General features: G+C 69.5%; 19 protein-coding genes. 3 read left to right on the top strand and 16 right to left on the bottom strand.

Translation table 11 applies throughout. The features are described 5' to 3' along the window. Positions 1–63: 63 nt before the first annotated feature. The 10 genes from Q7W02_04700 to Q7W02_04655 all read right to left on the bottom strand — a co-directional run bounded on the left by Q7W02_04700 (position 64) and on the right by Q7W02_04655 (position 9,061). Positions 64–918 carry a deoxyribonuclease IV gene (locus tag Q7W02_04700; protein ID MDO8475488.1) on the bottom strand — a complete coding sequence of 285 codons (855 nt, stop codon included), beginning with the start codon at positions 916–918 and terminating at the stop codon, positions 64–66. A 26-nt stretch (positions 919–944) separates the two neighbouring features. Then, entirely contained in the window at positions 945–1,418 is a 474-nt protein-coding gene (locus tag Q7W02_04695; protein ID MDO8475487.1) for an SRPBCC family protein, read from the bottom strand. A 63-nt stretch (positions 1,419–1,481) separates the two neighbouring features. Then, on the bottom strand, positions 1,482–1,949 hold the full coding sequence (locus tag Q7W02_04690; GenBank protein ID MDO8475486.1) for a redoxin domain-containing protein: 468 nt from the start codon (positions 1,947–1,949) through the stop codon (positions 1,482–1,484). After that, positions 1,946–2,893 (bottom strand): hypothetical protein, encoded by a 948-nt coding sequence (locus tag Q7W02_04685; GenBank protein MDO8475485.1) that lies wholly within the window; start codon positions 2,891–2,893, stop codon positions 1,946–1,948. The genes Q7W02_04690 and Q7W02_04685 overlap by 4 nt, the downstream gene beginning before the upstream one ends. Beyond that, a complete protein-coding gene (locus Q7W02_04680) occupies positions 2,890–3,651 on the bottom strand; it encodes an SDR family oxidoreductase (protein ID MDO8475484.1) in 762 nt (253 codons plus the stop codon). The genes Q7W02_04685 and Q7W02_04680 overlap by 4 nt, the downstream gene beginning before the upstream one ends. Beyond that, positions 3,648–4,142, bottom strand: coding sequence for a YbaK/EbsC family protein (locus Q7W02_04675; protein ID MDO8475483.1), 495 nt, complete (start codon positions 4,140–4,142; stop codon positions 3,648–3,650). Before Q7W02_04675 ends, Q7W02_04680 begins: the two co-directional genes overlap by 4 nt. 7 nt (positions 4,143–4,149) lie before the next feature. Further along, entirely contained in the window at positions 4,150–5,178 is a 1,029-nt protein-coding gene (locus tag Q7W02_04670) for an LLM class F420-dependent oxidoreductase (protein MDO8475482.1), read from the bottom strand. A 1-nt stretch (position 5,179) separates the two neighbouring features. After that, positions 5,180–5,518 carry an MGMT family protein gene (locus Q7W02_04665; protein ID MDO8475481.1) on the bottom strand — a complete coding sequence of 113 codons (339 nt, stop codon included), beginning with the start codon at positions 5,516–5,518 and terminating at the stop codon, positions 5,180–5,182. After that, positions 5,515–7,293 carry an ABC transporter ATP-binding protein gene (locus Q7W02_04660; GenBank protein MDO8475480.1) on the bottom strand — a complete coding sequence of 593 codons (1,779 nt, stop codon included), beginning with the start codon at positions 7,291–7,293 and terminating at the stop codon, positions 5,515–5,517. The genes Q7W02_04665 and Q7W02_04660 overlap by 4 nt, the downstream gene beginning before the upstream one ends. Continuing rightward, entirely contained in the window at positions 7,286–9,061 is a 1,776-nt protein-coding gene (locus Q7W02_04655; GenBank protein ID MDO8475479.1) for an ABC transporter ATP-binding protein, read from the bottom strand. Before Q7W02_04655 ends, Q7W02_04660 begins: the two co-directional genes overlap by 8 nt. A 496-nt stretch (positions 9,062–9,557) precedes the next feature. Between Q7W02_04655 and Q7W02_04650 the strand changes: the two genes are divergently transcribed. After that, positions 9,558–9,944 (top strand): cupin domain-containing protein, encoded by a 387-nt coding sequence (locus Q7W02_04650; protein ID MDO8475478.1) that lies wholly within the window; start codon positions 9,558–9,560, stop codon positions 9,942–9,944. Between the two features lie 150 nt (positions 9,945–10,094). Further along, positions 10,095–10,673, top strand: coding sequence for a TetR family transcriptional regulator C-terminal domain-containing protein (locus tag Q7W02_04645; GenBank protein ID MDO8475477.1), 579 nt, complete (start codon positions 10,095–10,097; stop codon positions 10,671–10,673). Positions 10,674–10,859: 186 nt separating this feature from the next. Here the strand turns inward: Q7W02_04645 and Q7W02_04640 are convergent, their stop codons facing one another. Together Q7W02_04640 and Q7W02_04635 are read right to left on the bottom strand one after the other, a co-directional pair. Next, a complete protein-coding gene (locus tag Q7W02_04640; GenBank protein ID MDO8475476.1) occupies positions 10,860–11,222 on the bottom strand; it encodes an ABC transporter transmembrane domain-containing protein in 363 nt (120 codons plus the stop codon). 18 nt (positions 11,223–11,240) lie between these two features. Continuing rightward, positions 11,241–12,173 carry a 2-dehydropantoate 2-reductase gene (locus Q7W02_04635; protein ID MDO8475475.1) on the bottom strand — a complete coding sequence of 311 codons (933 nt, stop codon included), beginning with the start codon at positions 12,171–12,173 and terminating at the stop codon, positions 11,241–11,243. Positions 12,174–12,271: 98 nt separating this feature from the next. On the opposite strand from Q7W02_04635, the gene Q7W02_04630 reads away from it, so the two are divergent. Then, entirely contained in the window at positions 12,272–13,072 is an 801-nt protein-coding gene (locus tag Q7W02_04630; protein MDO8475474.1) for an inositol monophosphatase family protein, read from the top strand. Here the strand turns inward: Q7W02_04630 and Q7W02_04625 are convergent. The 4 genes from Q7W02_04625 to Q7W02_04610 are packed head-to-tail and all read right to left on the bottom strand — an operon-like array spanning position 13,054 to position 16,289. Continuing rightward, on the bottom strand, positions 13,054–13,509 hold the full coding sequence (locus Q7W02_04625; GenBank protein ID MDO8475473.1) for a DUF1285 domain-containing protein: 456 nt from the start codon (positions 13,507–13,509) through the stop codon (positions 13,054–13,056). The genes Q7W02_04630 and Q7W02_04625 overlap by 19 nt on opposite strands. Beyond that, complete coding sequence (gene amrB / locus Q7W02_04620) at positions 13,509–14,738, bottom strand: AmmeMemoRadiSam system protein B (GenBank protein MDO8475472.1); 1,230 nt, start codon at positions 14,736–14,738, stop codon at positions 13,509–13,511. The genes Q7W02_04625 and amrB overlap by 1 nt, the downstream gene beginning before the upstream one ends. Before the next feature lie 7 nt (positions 14,739–14,745). Further along, positions 14,746–15,975, bottom strand: coding sequence for a M20 family metallopeptidase (locus Q7W02_04615; protein MDO8475471.1), 1,230 nt, complete (start codon positions 15,973–15,975; stop codon positions 14,746–14,748). An 11-nt stretch (positions 15,976–15,986) separates the two neighbouring features. Continuing rightward, positions 15,987–16,289, bottom strand: coding sequence for a hypothetical protein (locus Q7W02_04610; GenBank protein ID MDO8475470.1), 303 nt, complete (start codon positions 16,287–16,289; stop codon positions 15,987–15,989). Between the last annotated feature and the right edge of the window lie 22 nt (positions 16,290–16,311).

Below are 16,311 nucleotides of genomic sequence, written 5' to 3'. Positions count from 1 at the left end.
GCCAGCCCGTGTCGCCCAAGTGCTCGGAGTGTCCGGTGCGCGCGCCCTGCGCGCGCGTCGGTGTCACCCGCTCGCGCTAATCCGAAGCTTCCTCAGCAGCGCGAGGGCGGCCCTGTCGGCCTTGGGCTCTGGATCCTTGGGCGTCTCGAGGACCATCGGCGCGCGGGCAAAGCGTCGGTCTCTCATCAGGCAGCGGAACGCATCCTTTCCGAGCCGCCCTCTGCCGATCTTCTCGTGACGGTCGAGGCCCGACCCCAGCGGCGTCTTGGCGTCGTTGAGGTGGAAGGCCCGCACGTGCCGGAGTCCCACGATCGCGGCGCATGATTTCATCACGCCCTCGTAGCCCGCGCGGGTTCGCAGGTCGTAGCCGGCGGCGAAGAGGTGGCAGGTGTCGAGGCAGACGCCGACGCGCTCCGGCGCCCGCGCGCCGCCGAGGAGCGCGGCCAGCTCTTCAAAGCTCCGCCCGATCGTCGCGCCGCCGCCCGCGGTGTTCTCCAGCAACACACTGACGCGATAGCCCCGGGTCCTCGACGTCACCTCGTCGAGCGCATCGACGATGCGCCGAATGCCCGCCTCGAGACCCTGCCCCTTGTGCGAGCCCGGGTGGATGATCACGAAGGGCAGCGCCAGTGCTTCGGCGCGCTCGAGCTCGTCGTGAAACGCGCCGACCGCGCGCGTCCATTCCGAGGGATCCGGCGCCGCCAGGTTGATGAGGTAGGAGGAGTGGGCGAACACCGTCCGGATGCCGGTTGCCTTCCAGGCGGCGGCGAACTGCCGGATCTCCTCCTGCGTGTACGGCTTGGCGGTCCACTGGAGCTGGTTCTTGAGGAAGATCTGGACCACGGAACAGCCGGCCTCGCGCCCCCGCTCGAGCGCGCGATAGAGCCCGCCGGCGATGGACATGTGGGCCCCGAGCAGGTCGCGCGTCCCCCGCGCCTTCGGGCTCAGCCGAAGATCTCCCGCAGCCGCCGGTCACGGTACTCGAAGAGCCCCGCGATGCGGCGGCCGGCGCCGAGCGCGTGAGCCGCGCGGCCGAGAGGCCCCAGCGGCAGCCGGTAGGTGACGCGGTCCTCGACCCAGGTTCCGGGCGCGTCGCCGCCTTCGCGCTCGGGCTCCTCCAGAAAGCGGTGACGGTGCTCCCATCGCGCGAAGGGCCCCCAGAGCTGGGCGTCGACGAAGCGGAACGGCGGGTCGAACTCGCGCACCATCACGCGCCAGCGGACGCGAAACCCCGCCATCGGCACGCTGAAGTCGAGCACGGCTCCCGCATCGAGGCGGTCCGGCGGCTCCACGAGCCACCTCGGGCGTGCCCACTCCGGATGGACGGCGGCGAGGTTCTTCGGGTCCGCAAAAAAGCCGAACACCTCCGGGCGCCGCCGTGCCAGCCACAAGCGGCGCTCGATCACGTAGTCCGGCATGGCGGGCGTCGGCGCGCGGCATCCGGCCGGGAGCGGAGACTGCGCTCCCGGCCGGCCCGCGAATCAGCCGAGCTTCTTTACCTCGGCGAGAACCTTGTCCGGGTCGGGCAACTCGCCCTTGCCGTAGCGCTCGACGAAGGCAATCTTGCCCTGCTTGTCGACGATGAAGGTGGCGCGCACGTTGGCGTTCCAATCCGGCCAGTAGACGCCGTAGTCCTTGCTGACCGATCGCTGCACGTCGGAAAGAAGCGGGTAGTTCGAGATGCCGACCGATTTAGCCCAGTTCTCATGGCTGAAGGGGCTGTCCGTGCTGATACCCAGGACCTGGGTATTCGCCGCCTCGAAGTCCTTCACGCGCTTATCGAAGGCGGGCATGCACGTGGATCAGCCTGGGGTCCAGTCCAGCGGGTAGAACAGCAGCACCACGTTCTTGCCCGGGTAGTCCTTCAGGCTCACTTCCTTGAGTCCGATGGTCTTCATGGTGAAGCCGGGCGCCGCATCGCCGACGCCCGGCGCTTTCGCATCGCTCATTTCTGTGACCCTCCTTTCGCTCGTGGAATATCGCGTCTGCGGTCGATCATACCCGACCGGCCAGGGCTCTTCAATCGTTGCTCCATGCGCGAGGAGGGTTTGCGCCGGCCCGCCCAGAGGCTCCGGCGCCTGGACTCGAGCGCCTCGTCCGGGAGGCCGAGGTAGCCAGCCGCCGTCACGACCCTTCCCGTCTGCCACAGGCGCCTGAAGCGCTCCGGGTAATTCTCAGCTCGGAGCGCGTGATGATCGAGGATCACGCGGCAGTCCGTGCGGTCCAGCACGCGCAGGAGGTGGTCGATGCCCTGGTCGATGAGCGCCGCGCCGAGCTGGTGCTCGAGGTAGGCGGGCGGCCCCGAGAGGTACAGGATGTCCGGCCTCTCACGGATCAGGTAGGCGGCGGCGACGGCGGAGAGCGGCCCCTGCACGTCCGAGGCGTGGACGAAGCGCGTACCCTCGCGCAGGTCGGTCACGGTCAACGCCACCACGTAGCCGAGGCCGGTGCCCTCGACGCCGTGGGCGAGGGGCGGCGACGCGGCAAGGCGGGCGTCCGCGGTCTCCATGGTCCTGCCGTCCGCCGAGTCGAGCCGGCAGCCGCCGGCGATGGCCTTCCACAGCTCCCCCGCCCGCTGGGCCTGGCGTGGGTTGATCATCCGCTTCGCGTCCTTGGCCCACACCGTGCGCCCCTGGTAGAGGCCCGGGTCGTGGCGGAAGTGGTCCTCGTGGTAGTGGCTGAGGAAGATCAGGTTCGCGCGCGCGGCATAGCCGGAGATGCGGTCGTTGGCGCGCTTGAGAGCCTCCCACTCCGCATCGGCCGGCGGCAGTCCGAAGCGGTTGGGCCCCAGCGCCGCGCCCGGGTCGATGAGGACCCGCGTCTGCCCGCACTCGACATAGGTCGCCATCGACCGCACACCGAGCGAGTCGCCCGCCAGCGGGACGACCTTCACGCGCAGCGGCCGCCGTCCACGATGAATGGGCTGCCCGTCACCATCGAGGCGTCGTCCGAAGCGAGGAAAAGCGCCGCCTTGGCGATGTCCTCGGGCTGGTTGAGCCGCCCGAGCGGCACCGTCGCCCGGTAGCGCTTCATGCCTTCGTCATCCACCTCCTTCTTGCCCATGAAGGTCGACAGCATGGGGGTTTCGGTGGCAACAGGTGCAATAACCACGACGCGGATCCCGAACGGCGCGAGCTCCACTGCTAAGCTCTGGCCCATGGTCGTCACGGCGCCTTTGGATGCCGCGTAGCACTGCCCGCCCGGCCGGGGCTTGAACGCCGCGGTCGAGCCCGTGATCAGGAAGACCCCGCGCTTCTGCTTCTTCATGACGGGGGCCGCGAACTTGGCGCCGAGGCAGACGCCCTTGACGTTGACCGCCATGATGCGGTCGAAGACGGTCTCGTCGACCTCGTCCACGGACGACGGCCACTGCGGCACACCCGCGTTGGCGTAGAAGACGTCGAGCCGGCCCCAGCGTGCGACGGTTTGCGCGACGGCTTCGCGGTTGTCCTCCCCTCGGCTCACGTCCGCGGTGATGGCCATTGCTTGGCCCCCGGCCCGCTCGATCTGTTCGGCCGTCGCCCGGGCGGAGTCCGGCTTGAGGTCCACGACGGCCACCCTGGCGCCCTCCGCAGCGAACAGGAGCGCGGAAGCCTGCCCGATGCCCGACCCTGCGCCCGTCACGATCGCCACCCTGTCCTTGAGCTTCATGCAGGTTCTCCTTTTGGGGACGTCTTCGACTCCTTCACATCGGCGACGCGCCCGCCTGTGGCCCGCAGGAGCTCGTCGGGCGTCAGCGGAAAGACGCACTCGGGTACGCCCGCCGCCGCGTAGATCAGGCCATGGCGCAGCAGGTCCTCGTCCACCCAGATCGGCAGCGCCGTGTCATGGCCGAGCGGCGGCACACCGCCGATGGCGTAGCCGGTCGCCCGCTTGACCGTATCCGCATCGGCGCGGCGCACCTTCCCGCCCGCCAGCAGGCCCAGCTTCCGCTCGTCCACGCGGTTGACCCCCGAGGCCACGACCATGACGGGCGCGCCATTCACGGTGAACACCAAGGACTTCGCGATCTGCTCCACGCGTACGCCGACGGCGTCGGCCGCCTGCTGCGAGGTGCGCGCCTCGACGGCGAGCTCCACCACCGTGCGCTCCAAACCCAGCTTAATGATCGCGGCCTGGACGCGCAGCGCGGCGGGCTTCACGCGGCACTCAAAGCGTCAGCTCGGCCATCACCCGCAGCGCGTCCGCCTGTCCCACGCCGCAGATCATCGTGGTCACGCCCGATTTCTTCCAGGCCTCCAGCCGCTCGCGGATCCGCTCCTTGGGGCCGCACAGCGCCACCTCGTCCACGAGGGCGTCGGGCACTGCCGCCGCCGCCTCGTCCTTCTTGCCCGAGAGGTAGAGATCCTGGATGGCCCTGGCCGCCGCCTCGTAGCCGTAGCGGCACACGAGGTCGTTGTAGAAGTTCCTGCCGCGGGCGCCCATGCCGCCGACATAGAGGGCGAGGCGGGGCTTGACCATGGCGCGGCATGCGGCCGCGTCGTCTCCCACGATCACCGGCACGGTGGGGGCCAGGTCGAAGCGCGCGAGCGATTTCCCGCCCCCGGCCCGCGCGAAGCCCGCGTCGAGGGACTCCTTGAACACGCCCATCCGCTGGGGCGAGAAGAACACGGGCAGCCAGCCGTCGGCGATCTCCGCCGCCAGCGCCACGTTCTTCGGGCCGATGGCCGCAAGGTAGATGGGGATGTCGGGCCGGCTGTGCAGGATGGACTTGAGCGGCTTGCCGAGCCCCGTGGCGTCGGGACCCGCGTAGGGGATCTGGTAGTACTGCCCCTTGAACTCGAGCGGCTTCTCTCGCCGCCACACCGAGCGCACGATCTCGACGTACTCGCGGGTCTTCAAGAGCGGCTTGCCGAAGGCCACCCCGTGCCACCCCTCGACCACCTGCGGCCCCGAGACGCCGAGCCCGAGGAGAAAGCGCCCGCCCGAGAGCTGATCGAGCGTCGTCGCGGTGGTCGCGGTCAGGGTGGGCGTACGCGCGGGGATCTGCATGATCGCCGTGCCCACGCCGATGCGTTCCGTCACCGCGGCCACCCAGGTGATGGTGGTGACCGCGTCGGAGCCGTACGCTTCCGCCGACCACACCGAATGGAAGCCCAGCCGGTCCGCTTCCTGCACGAGCGGCAGGTCTATCCTGAGGGCCGAGCCGGAATAGCCCATGTTCAAGCCGAGGCGCATATCATCCTCCGTGGCCACGACGTGGCCGTGAGACCTTCCCTGGCCCCTGCCAGCCGTAGCGCGCCAGGGACACGCGCCCGCTTCGCAGGAGCACACCTTCTTGCTCGAGCAGGATACGCTGGGTCAGCATGCTCCCGTGAGCCGCCCGGAGGCTGATCCCGCCCCCGGCATTGACGACGCGATGCCACGGCAGCCCTGACGGACAGCTCCGCAACGACAGGCCCACCATGCGCGCGTGGCGCGGCCGGCCGAGCCAACGCGCGATCTGACCGTAGGTCGCGACCCGCCCGCGCGGGATCCGGCCGATCAGACGCCAGGCCTCCCGGCGGAAGTCCGTCACGGCCCGATGCCCCCGAACTGCAGCTCGTACAGCCGCGCGTAGAGCCCGCCCTGCGCCACCAGCTCGGCGTGCCGACCGGCCTCACGGACCCGCCCCCTGTGCAGCACGAGGATCCGGTCGGCCGTCTGGATCGTCGAGAGCCGGTGCGCGATGACGACGCTGGTCCGGCCTCGCAGCAGCTCCTCCAGCCCCGCGCGGATCAGCGCCTCCGACTCGGGGTCCACGCTCGATGTCGCCTCGTCGAGCGCCAGGACGGCCGGATTATAAAGGAGCGCCCGGGCGATGGCCAGCAGCTGCCGCTGCCCCTGCGAAAGGTTCTGGCCGCGCTCGTGGATCTCCTGCTGGAGGCCGCTCGGGAGCGACGCGACCACGCGGTCCGCGCGCGCCGTCCGAAGCGCGCGGTCGATCTCGTCACCCAGCGCCGCCGCGCCCGCACCGACCCGGAGGTTGTCCTCCACGGTGCCGGTGAAAAGAAATACCTCCTGCGGAATGACACCGACCTGGCGGCGCAGCGCGGTCAGGTCCCACTCGCGGACGTCCCGGCCGCCCACCAGCACCTGTCCCCGCGACGCGTCGTACCCGCGCGTCATCAGCCGCACGATCGTGCTCTTGCCCTCGCCCGTCGGCCCGACGAGCGCCACGCGCTCCCCCGCCGCGACCGTGAACGAGCAGTCCCGCAGCACCCAGTCCTCTCCATTGTAGGCGAACCAGACGTTTCGGAACTCGACAGCCGCGGCGCCGGGTACGCCGGCGACGACAGCTCCGGCCGGGGAACGGACGGCAGGCTCCGAGTCCAGCAGGCCGAACACGCGCTCGGCGGCGACCGTGGCGGCCTGCATCACCGTGTACTTGGCGCCCAGGTCCCGGATCGGCAGGAAGAAGCGGCCCGTGTATTCGAGGAAGGCGACGAGCCCGCCGAAGGTGAGCGCACCCGTCAGCACCTGGCCGCCGCCGTACCAGAGGAGAAGCCCCACCGCCGCCGAGCCGATGGCCTCGACACCCGCGTAGAGCAACGCGTCGAAGAACGTCGAGCGGAACTGCGCCCGCCTGAGGTCGCCGTTGAGCCCCGCGAAAAGCTCCGCCTCCCTTCGCTCGCGGGCAAAGAGCTGGATCACGGCCATGCCCTGGAGCGACTCCTGGAGAAAGGCGTTGAGCCGCGCCAGGCGGGTCCTGACCCCGCGGTAGCTGTCTCGGGCTTTCAGCCTGAAGTACGCGGCGCCTGCCGCGAGGACAGGCACGAGGGCGAAGGTGACGACGGCCAGCTCCCAATTCAGGACCAGCATCAGGACCACGATGCCCCCGAGCGTCAGGACGTCGCCCACCACGGCCATGGCGCCGCTCGCAAAGAGCTCGTTGATGGCCTCGACGTCAGTCAGGACGCGCGTCATCAAGCGCCCGACCGGGCTCCGGTCGAAGAAGGCCGCGTCCTGCCGCTGGAGATGGGCGAAGAGCGCCGCGCGCAGGTCGTGCATGACCCGCTGGCCCGCGAGCTGCGTCAGGTACGAGATGGCGACGCGCAGGCCGTAGAGGGCGATCAGGCAGCCCAAATACGCCACCGCGATCCGGCTGAGCCCCGGCCAGTCGCCCGTGAGGATGTACCGATCGATGGCGATCTTGGTCAGCCAGGGCTGAAGGAGCTCGAGCGCCGCGACCGCGGGGAAGAGGATCATCGAGAGCAGCACGAGCCGGCGGTGGGGGCGCGTCACGCCCCAGAGCCGGCGCATGAGCCGTGGGTCGTAGGCCTTCCCGAGGAGCTCGGGGTCGAGCTCAGTCATTGGCCAGCTCCTGCTCGATCTGCTGGATGCGCCAGAGCCGCGCGTAGAGCCCGCCCGAGGCGAGGAGGGCGGCGTGAGTCCCCTGCTCGACCACGCGCCCCTCGTCCAGGACCACGATCCCGTCCGCTTCCTGCGCCACCCGCAGGCGGTGGGTCATCGCGAGCGTGGTCCGCCCCGCGACGGCGGCCCGGAGCGAGCGAAGGATCTCGGCCTCCTTGCCCGCGTCCACCGCCGAGAAGACGTCGTCCAGCACGAGGATGGGCGGCTCGGGCACGAGCGAACGCGCGAGCGCGACCCGCTGGCGCTGGCCGCCCGACAGCGTCAGCCCACGCTCCCCGACAACGGTCGCCCAGCCTTCCGGAAAACCCTCGATCTCGGGACCCAGCCCCGCAGTCTCCGCGGACGCCCGGAGTCGAGCCTCCGGGGCGGCCTCGTCGCCCAAGGCCACGTTGTCGCTGATCGAGCGCGAGAAGAGGAAGGCCTCCTGCGGCACGTAGCCTATGGACCGGCGGAGACGCTCGCGCGACAGCTCCCGCACGTCACGCCCTCCGACGAAGACCGTCCCGGGCGGCGGCTCGTACAGCCGGCTCACGAGCGCGCCCAGCGTGGACTTGCCGCTGCCCGTCGGCCCCACCACGACGACGGTCGCCCCTTCGGGCACCGTGAAGCTGACGTCGTCGAGCGCCCGCCCGCGGCCGTCGTAGCCGAAGGAGAGCCGCCTGAACTCGATCGGGCCATTCAGCAACGGAGGCCCAGAAATGGCCCCCGTACTCCCCCCACCTGCTGCCACCGTGTCGGTCTCTTCAGTCGGCTCTTCGGCATGGCCGGGGGTGTCCAGGATCTCGGCGATGCGCGTCATGGCTGCGAGCCCACGCTTGAGGTTGGCGAGGGTCCAGCCCAGCGCGATGGTCGGCCAGGCCAGGTGCGCCAGGTACCCGGTGAACGCCACGAAGGCGCCCAGCGTCAGGCGCCCCTCGATGACGCCCCTGCCGCCGACCCACAGGACGATGAGCCCGCCAAGGCCGGAGATGAGGCCCAACATCGGCGAGAAGGCCGCCTGAGTGCGCGCGAGCCGGAGGCTCCGCGCGAGGTACTCGCCGTTGAGCCTGCCGAAGGCGTCGATCTCCCTCGTCTCCATCGTGTAGGCGCGCACGACGGGCATGCCCGTCAGGTTTTCCTGCACCCGGGCGGAGAGCGCGCCCAGCTGCTCCTGCACGGCCGTGGACTCTATCGCCACCTGGTGGTTGAAGCGGCGCGCGAGCAGGACCAGCAGTGGCGACGGCGCGAGCGCCCAGAGCGTGAGCCATGGGTCGATCGTCCACATGGCCGCGAGCGTGCCCGCGAAGGTGAACGTGGTGCCCGCGAGCATCACGGCGCCGAAGCCCGCGAGCGCGCGCAGCGCCTGGACGTCGTTGGTCGCGCGCGACATGAGGTCGCCCGTGCGGTGAGTCAGGTAGTAGGCCGGGGAGAGGGTCTCGAGGTGTGCGTAGAGGTCGCGCCGCACGTCGTGCTCGACCCACTGCCCGGCGCCCAGCATCGTGAAGCGCGAGCCCAGCCTCGCCAGGGCGTGGAGAGCGGCCAGGAGAACGATCACGCCGGCGTGAAAGGCAAGCGCGTCGCCACCGCTGCGGAGGCCGTCGATCGCCTCCTTGAGCTGCCACGGGATGCCGAGGGAGAACACGGTCGCCAGCAGGAGACAGCCGCCGCCCGCGCCATAGCGGGCGCGGTAGGGACGGATGTAACGGAGCAGGCGGCGGGTCGGGGACACCCGCCCAGTATACCGAGGCTAGGCTTTGACCGCCTGCGGCGGCTCGTCGGCGTACGACGTGAGCGCGGCGTACACCGAGAACAGCATCGGCGTGGGACCGTGGGCCCACGCAGGCGTGGACGTCTGCCCTACAGCGGCTTGGCGGCCAGAGGTTGACAGCTCCCACCCGCGGCGTCGAGGCTCCGGTTTGACCTTCCCGGCGCGCTCCGGCAGGATCGGCGCGACATGGGGGAAGCGTGTATCCGCGCTGTGCCAAGCAAGAGCCCGGGCCTCGGGGGGCCCTGTCCGAGAATAGGCTTTATGTTGTCTACGCCCATCGGGACTTGCGCATCCGTTCCCTCGCTGGGTTGGGGAGCGTCATTCTCTCAAGTTTCCGCTGGACCGAAATTCGCCAGGCAGGTCAACGCCTCATTGACAGCGTCTGCATAGGGTGTATCCTACCGGACTAGACCAAGTGGTCTAGTCGGAGCTGACGCAGTCAAAAGGAGAAACGACTATGCGGGTGGCGAAAGACAACGTGGACGTCAGGATGGAGATTCCAGGTGCCGTGATCCGTCAGCGAACGGATTTTGGCGACGTGAGCGGATTCGACAAGATCAGCAGCGAGTATTTCACTCTCTCGGCGGGCGTCGATACCACCCCACTCCTCCAGGGACTGGAAGGCGACCTCTGCCAGTGCCCCCACTGGGGCTTCGTCTTGCGCGGCCAGCTTACTACGACCGATGCAAAGGGCGTGCGGGAGACGGTGAATGCGAATGACCTGTTCTACTGGCCGCCCGGGCACAACGTCAAGGTCGACGCTGACGCGGAGATCGTCATGTTCAGTCCCCAGCGCGAGCACAGCCAGGTCATAAACCACATGATCGAGAAGGTAAGGGGCTAGCTCGTTCCCGGGAAACGGGGAGCCGCGACGTGGAAGGTCGACGGCTGCGAACGCCGGCACGCGCGACGCCGCGCCGCCGTTCGAGTCTGAATTCGGCTGCGCGAGGCGGTTCGCTCCCTGGGATTCGTTACTCGACCATCCACAATGCAGATGACGCATCCAACCAAGCAGCGCCTGCTCGATGCGGGGTTGGCCATGCTCCTGGAGCATGGCTACAACGATCTGGGCATCCAGGCCCTGCTTGCGGCCACGGGTACTCCGAAGGGTTCTTTCTACCATCATTTCAAGCACAAGGAGGACTTCGCGCTCCAGGTCATCGACCAGTACATGCGGCAAGTGCATGCGGGCCTTGACGTTTGCCTCGGAGACAAGGGCCGTCCCCCGCTCGAGCGGGTGCGCCGGTTCTTCGAGTTGACGCAACAGAACTACCGGAAGGAGGGTTACATGGGCTGCCTATTGGGCGGACTCGGACAGGAACTGTCGGGCGTGAGCGAGGTGTTCCGGCGCAAGATCGAGGGGTGCTTTTCCGAAATCGCCGAGCGTATCGCCGTGTGCCTGGAAAAGGCCCGGAAAAGAGGCGACATCCCAGCCGATTCCAATACGCGGCGCATGGCAAGCTTGCTGGTTGACTGCTGGGAGGGTGCAGCGCTTCGTAGCCGGCTGCGAGGGAATGCCGCGCCGCTGACCGCGATGCTCGACTTCTACTTCCAGTCGGCAGTCAGTCGCTGACGTGTCGTGAGCGTTCGGCGCGAGCCAGCGCTGCCGTAGGTCCGATTCGCGGCGACTATTCGTTCGGCGAATGGGCGAAGCCATGTGATCCCACGCTTGACGTCATCGACAGGCACTTCGGATTCCGCTGCTATGCCAAGCAAAGGCCCGGGCCTCGGGGGGCCATGTCCGAGAATACGCTTTATGTTATCTACGCTCCGCGCGCGACATGAGGTCGCCCGTGCGGTGAGTCAGGTAGTAGGCCGGGGAGAGCGTCTCGAGGTGGGCGTAGAGGTCGCGCCGCACGTCGTGCTCGACCCACTGCCCGGCGCCCAGCATCGTGAAGCGCGAGCCGAGCCTCGCCAGGGCGTGGAGCGCGGCCAGGACGACGATCACGCCGGCGTGAAAGCCGAGGGCGCCGCCGCCGCCGCGGAGGCCGTCCACCGCCTCCTTGATCTGCCACGGGATCCCCAGCGAAAAGCCCGTGGCGAGTGCTAAGCAGCCGGCGCCTGCGCCGTAGCGGGCGGCGTAGGGACGGAGGTATCCGAGAACGCGCCGGGCGGGAGACACCCGCCCAGTATACCGAGGCTAGGCCGTGGCCGTCTGCGGCGGACCGTCGGCGTACGGCTTGAGCGCGGCGTACACGGCGAACAGCATCGGCGTCGGGATGCCGTGCCGCTCTCCCAACCGCACGGCGTGTCCGTGCAGCGCCTCGAGCTCCAGGCGCTTGCCCTCCGCCAGGTCGTGGTGGAGCGAGGAAGTGAAGGCGGCGCCGAGATTGTCGAGCATTCCCATGGCGGTGTCCGCCAAGCCCGCATCGAGCCCCGCCCCCGCCGCGTTCCCCAGCGCCACCATCTCGCCGAGGATGAGGCGGTACATCGCCCTGGTCTCGGGCACGGCCCGGACGACGCCGGCGGGGGAGCGCGTCAGTGCCGTCATGCCGGCGTGCGCGGCAATGAACACGTACTTTTCCCACAGGGCCCGAAGCATGTTGGCGGAGATCTGAGCCTGGATCCCGGCCCGCTCGCAGGCCTGGAGAAATGCGCGCGCCCGCCCGCTCTCGCGGCCGTCCATCTCCCCGAAGACGATGCGGCCCAGGAACCTATGGCTGACGACGCCCGGTGCCTCGATCGTCGCCAGCACTTGGGCGACTCCTCCCATCACGTGACCGGGCCCCAGGATGCGCTCGAGCCGCTCCTCGTTGTCCACGCCGTTCTGGACCGGCAGCACGCCCGTGTCCGGCCCCACGACGGGCTTGATGGCTTCGCCCGCGCTGTCGGTGTCGAAGGACTTGACGCAGAAGAGGACCAGATCGGCGGGCGGCAGGCCGGCGAGCCGCTCGACGGCGGGCGCCCGGACCACCCACTCGCCGTCGATGGCCGACTTCACGCGGAGACCCCGCGCCCGGATGGCCTCCAGGTGCGCGCCGCGCGCCACGAAGGTGACGTCCTCCCCCGCCCGCGCGAGCTTCGCCCCGAAGTAGCCGCCGGTACCGCCCGCTCCCATCACGACGATGCGCATGGCTCTCCTCTCGACAGCGAAGGATCCCAATGGCGCAGCAACTTTCGTCGAAGCGTCGCACGGCTGTCAAGCCGCGCGTGTGCTACGCTTCGAAGGACATGGCCGACTCTTTCCTCGAGGTCGCGGTGGACGCCGCCAGGCGCGCCGGCGGCCTCCTTCTCGGACGCTTGGGCTCCCTCCGTCAGATCGACTACAAGGGCAGCCCGAGCAACATCGTTACGGAAATGGACCGCGAGGCCGAGGCGCTCATCGTCGAGTGCATCGGGCGGCGCTTCCCGGACCACGCGATCCTGGCAGAAGAGGGCGGAGGGCAAGCGGGCCCGGCGACCCATCGCTGGATCGTCGATCCGCTCGACGGCACGACCAACTACGCGCACGGGATGCCCTTCTTCGCCGTCTCCATCGCCCTCGAGATCGACGGAGTCGTGGCCCTGGGCGTCGTGTACGACCCCAACCGCGAGGAGTGCTTCACCGCGCGGCGCGGACAGGGCGCCTTCCTCAACGGAGCGCCCATGCGTGTCTCCGAGACGCCCACGCTCGACCTGAGCCTTCTCTCCACCGGGTATCCGTACGACATCCGCACGATCCGGGACAACAACCTGGCCGAGCACGCGGCCTTCATGGTCCGCTGCCGGAGCGTGCGCGAGATGGGCTCGGCCGCCATCAATCTCGCCCTGGTCGCCGCCGGCCGCCTCGACGCCTTCTGGGAGCTCAAGCTCGGCCCCTGGGACGTGGCCGCGGGCTGTCTCATGGTCGAGGAGGCGGGAGGCCGCGCAACGAGCCCCGACGGCGGTCCGGTCGACCTGGATGCGCCGTCCGTCGTCGCGTCCAACGGCAAGATCCACGGCGAGATGCTGGCAACTCTCAGAGAGGTCCGCGGTCATGCGCCGAGCGCGTAGCGTCGCCCGCCGACTCTGAGCGTCGGCGGCCCGTCTTCAGGCTGCGCCGCCACGTGCTGGAGCAGTTGCCACGCCGCCGCGCGGCTGAAGCGCGCCTCGAAGCGGCCGTCCTTCACCCGGCAGTAGGGCACATCCCCCGCCCGCAGCCTGAGGCTCCCGGGGTCGAGCGCCTCGCGGCTCCCGTCATTCAGCCAGAGCGCGAAGCCGTCCCCATCCGCCTCGAATCTGACGACGGCGAACGGCGCGTCCTCGACCTCCACCGGCACCCGCGCCGGACCGATTTGGAGGAAGTGGCCGGCCACGTCCACCTGGAGGCCTTGGCGCAGGCTCGCGAGGATGCCTTCGTGGCTCACCTCCTCGCCTTCGTGGAACCATCCGCCGTCGCGGTCGATCCGGAGCCGCGGCAGCTTCCAGGTTGAGGAGTCGCTCGAGGCCATCAGGAAAACGCCGCGGCGCAGAAACTGACCGCGCCCTGCTGGTCGGGCCACTGGCTGTAGCGCAGAAGCTCGCCGCGCGCGCCCGGCAGCGCGCGGAGAAAGGCGTAGATCGGCGAGAGGCCGCAGATCCGGCGGCTGTCGCCGTCCGCCGCGACGGACTCGAAGAACGCCGCGGGGTCCGCGGCGATCACCGGCTCGAGCATCTCCCGGTCCTCGCGCGCCACGCGCTCGAGGAAGGCGGGCGTATTGGCTTCGGCGTCGCCGAAGCGCGGGCCGACATGGGCCAGGTCGACTCCCGCGATGACGCAGACCTTCAGCGAAGAGCCCGCAATGCTTTCGCCGAGGGCGTCCAAGAAGCGCGGCACGCGTGGGTCCTCTTCGGGTGCCCCGCCCGTCAACACGGCCTCGTGGAGGAAGGAAGCCAGGACGGGCAGGATCGTGAAGGGTCGCCCCCCGAGAAGCCGCCGCAGCATCACGGCCTGGAATTCTATCGAGTGCTCGCTGCGGTGAGCGCTTTGGGAGGCCAGGAGATCATGGGGGTAGCGACGCTGGAGCGCCTCGAAGAAGTCGCGATCCACGTCTGCGGAGCCCAGCGGCGTGTCGTACGGCTTCAGCGTCACTGTGAAAGGATCGGCCATTCCCGCGTGGCAGGTGCCGAGGATGACGAAGAGATCAGCGTCAGCACGCTCGAGGAGCGCCCGGTAAGCCCACGCATAGGTCGGCCCACCGCGGTGGAAGTCGATGTGTGGAGCGACGAGCCCGCGGAGCGTCGGCAGAGCTTCCCCTGCTTCCGGAAGCCCTGGTCCCTCGGGATCCACGAAGAACCCGTCGATCTGGCTGCGGAGGGCGTCCGCATCGCCCGGGTACGCGCCGCCCGCGTGGGCCGCGGGCCGGGAGGGGCTCGCGAGCCAGCTCTCCTCGATCCTGCGCCGGCGCTCGGCAAAGCGCGGGCTGTCGAGGAACCCCGCGTCGTCGAGCCGTGCCGCGAAGCCTGCGATCTCCTCGAGCCCGGGCGCCTGCTGGCCGTGGCGGGCCGAGACCACGCCGTGGATCTCGGCCAGGGAGTGTTCCCCGTCGAACAGCGAGACGATGTCGAGCGCGGGAATGGGAAGAAGGGCCACCTGCTCCGTGAAGCCTGAGGGGTCGCGGAGCCCGATCAGCCGCTCGCCGTCCTGCTCGACGGGAAAGGCTTCCAGCGCCCGGAGACGCGGGCGATCCGCGCTGTCCATGGTGGAGCTACGCTTCGAGGTACTTCAGAGCCGCCGCTGCATAAATTCTTGCCGAGTCGGCTATTTCCTTCGCTTCAACGTACTCGTCGACCTGGTGGGGAATGAGCCGGCTGCCCGGGCCGCAGGTGACGATGGGGATCCCAAGCTCCATCCTTAATATGGTCCCGTCCGTCGAGCCGGGGACGCCGCCGTAGCGGGGCGCGGATCCGGTGGCCTTCCGGACGCCGTGGATCATGGCCTGGACCACCGCCTCCGACTTCTCCACCTTGGTCGCGAGCCGGAAGGCATTGACCGCCTCCCACTCGAGCTTGACGCCGGGCACGGCCGCCTCCGCCTGCCTGCACAGCGCCTCGATCTCGGCCTCGACGCCCTCCGACGAGATCCCTGGGGTCAGACGCACGTCGAGAGTCATTTCGGCGATGGCCGGGATGACATTGGACTGGGGCGCTCCCACGCCGCGCGGCGGGCCCTGGATGATGGTGGGCGTCACGGTGGGAGGCTTGAGATAGCGGCTCTTCTGACACTGCTTGCGCAGCCGCTTCTCGAGCGCGGGCACCCGGCGCAGGATGGCGCCGAGCGCCGTCAGGGGGTTGACCCCCGCTTCGGGCATGGCGCCGTGGGCCATCTTGCCGCGGGCGCGGATGCGCGCCCACACCACACCGCGCTGCTCGAGGCAGAGCTCGTTCTCCTCGGGCTCGCAGATGATCGCGGCATCCAGCTCCCGGCCGGCCGCGGTCTTGACCAGGTGGCGGACGCCGATCATGCCGTCTTCCTCGTCCACGAGGGCGCCCACGACCAGCTTGCCCTTGGGCGTGACGCCCGCGCGCTTGAAGGCCGCGAGCACGACCATGGCGGCGGCGAGCCCGCTCTTCATGTCGGCGGCGCCTCGCCCGTAAACGCGCCCGTCGCTCATCTCGGCCGCGAACGGCGGCCGGGTCCAGTCCTTCGGGTCGCCCTCGGTGACGACGTCGGTGTGGCCCTCGAGAAGAAGGCAGCGCTGTCCCGGCCCCTTCTCGCCAACCCAGGCCAGGATATTCGGGCGGCCCGGCGTCACCTCCTGAACCTCGACAGGCAAACCCTCACGCCTGAACCAGAATTCGACAAAGGCGGCGACCTCCGCCTCGTTGGCGCCGGGCTCGCCGGGGCGGTAGACGCTCGGGATGCGGACGAGAGCGCGGGTAAGCTCCACCGCCTCCTCGGCGTTGATACGCTCGAAGACGCGCGAGAGCAGGCTCACAGCGGGCCGGGCTACTCCAGCGGGAAGGAGAGGATGATCGCGTCGAGACGGATCACGCGGTGCTCCTCCCCGGCGAGGTAGAAAAAGTGCCCCTCGATCTCCTCGGGGTTCTCCTCGAACGCGACGACGCTCTTGATCGCCGGCATCTCGCGGAAGGCGTTGGCACCCTCGTCGAAGCCGTCCCCTCGCCCGGTCACCTCACCGTAGCGGATGGGCGAGCCCTTGGGACAGTGGACGCGTACGTCGGCCGGCGGCTCGGGCATGAGCCGCACGAGCAGATTGATTCCGAAGACCTGGAAGGGTATCGGGTTCATGGCGTCATCGTATCACACTCGA

The sequence above is a fragment of the Candidatus Rokuibacteriota bacterium genome (assembly GCA_030647435.1).
In the GTDB taxonomy this organism is placed as follows: Bacteria; Methylomirabilota; Methylomirabilia; order Rokubacteriales; family CSP1-6; genus AR37.
Note: the sequence above shows the minus strand (reverse complement) of the source record. Positions and strands in the feature narration are given on the sequence as shown.

Bases quoted from the DNA above. Each gene is read 5' to 3' on its own strand.
- Q7W02_04695 (MDO8475487.1), bottom strand. From the start codon at position 1,418: ATGCCGGACTACGTGATCGAGCGCCGCTTGTGGCTGGCACGGCGGCGC.
- Q7W02_04680 (MDO8475484.1), bottom strand. From the start codon at position 3,651: ATGAAGCTCAAGGACAGGGTGGCGATCGTGACGGGCGCAGGGTCGGGC.
- Q7W02_04670 (MDO8475482.1), bottom strand. From the start codon at position 5,178: ATGCGCCTCGGCTTGAACATGGGCTATTCCGGCTCGGCCCTCAGGATA.
- Q7W02_04660 (MDO8475480.1), bottom strand. From the start codon at position 7,293: ATGACTGAGCTCGACCCCGAGCTCCTCGGGAAGGCCTACGACCCACGG.
- Q7W02_04650 (MDO8475478.1), top strand. From the start codon at position 9,558: ATGCGGGTGGCGAAAGACAACGTGGACGTCAGGATGGAGATTCCAGGT.
- Q7W02_04645 (MDO8475477.1), top strand. From the start codon at position 10,095: ATGACGCATCCAACCAAGCAGCGCCTGCTCGATGCGGGGTTGGCCATG.
- Q7W02_04635 (MDO8475475.1), bottom strand. From the start codon at position 12,173: ATGCGCATCGTCGTGATGGGAGCGGGCGGTACCGGCGGCTACTTCGGG.
- Q7W02_04630 (MDO8475474.1), top strand. From the start codon at position 12,272: ATGGCCGACTCTTTCCTCGAGGTCGCGGTGGACGCCGCCAGGCGCGCC.
- Q7W02_04625 (MDO8475473.1), bottom strand. From the start codon at position 13,509: ATGGCCTCGAGCGACTCCTCAACCTGGAAGCTGCCGCGGCTCCGGATC.
- amrB (MDO8475472.1), bottom strand. From the start codon at position 14,738: ATGGACAGCGCGGATCGCCCGCGTCTCCGGGCGCTGGAAGCCTTTCCC.
- Q7W02_04610 (MDO8475470.1), bottom strand. From the start codon at position 16,289: ATGAACCCGATACCCTTCCAGGTCTTCGGAATCAATCTGCTCGTGCGG.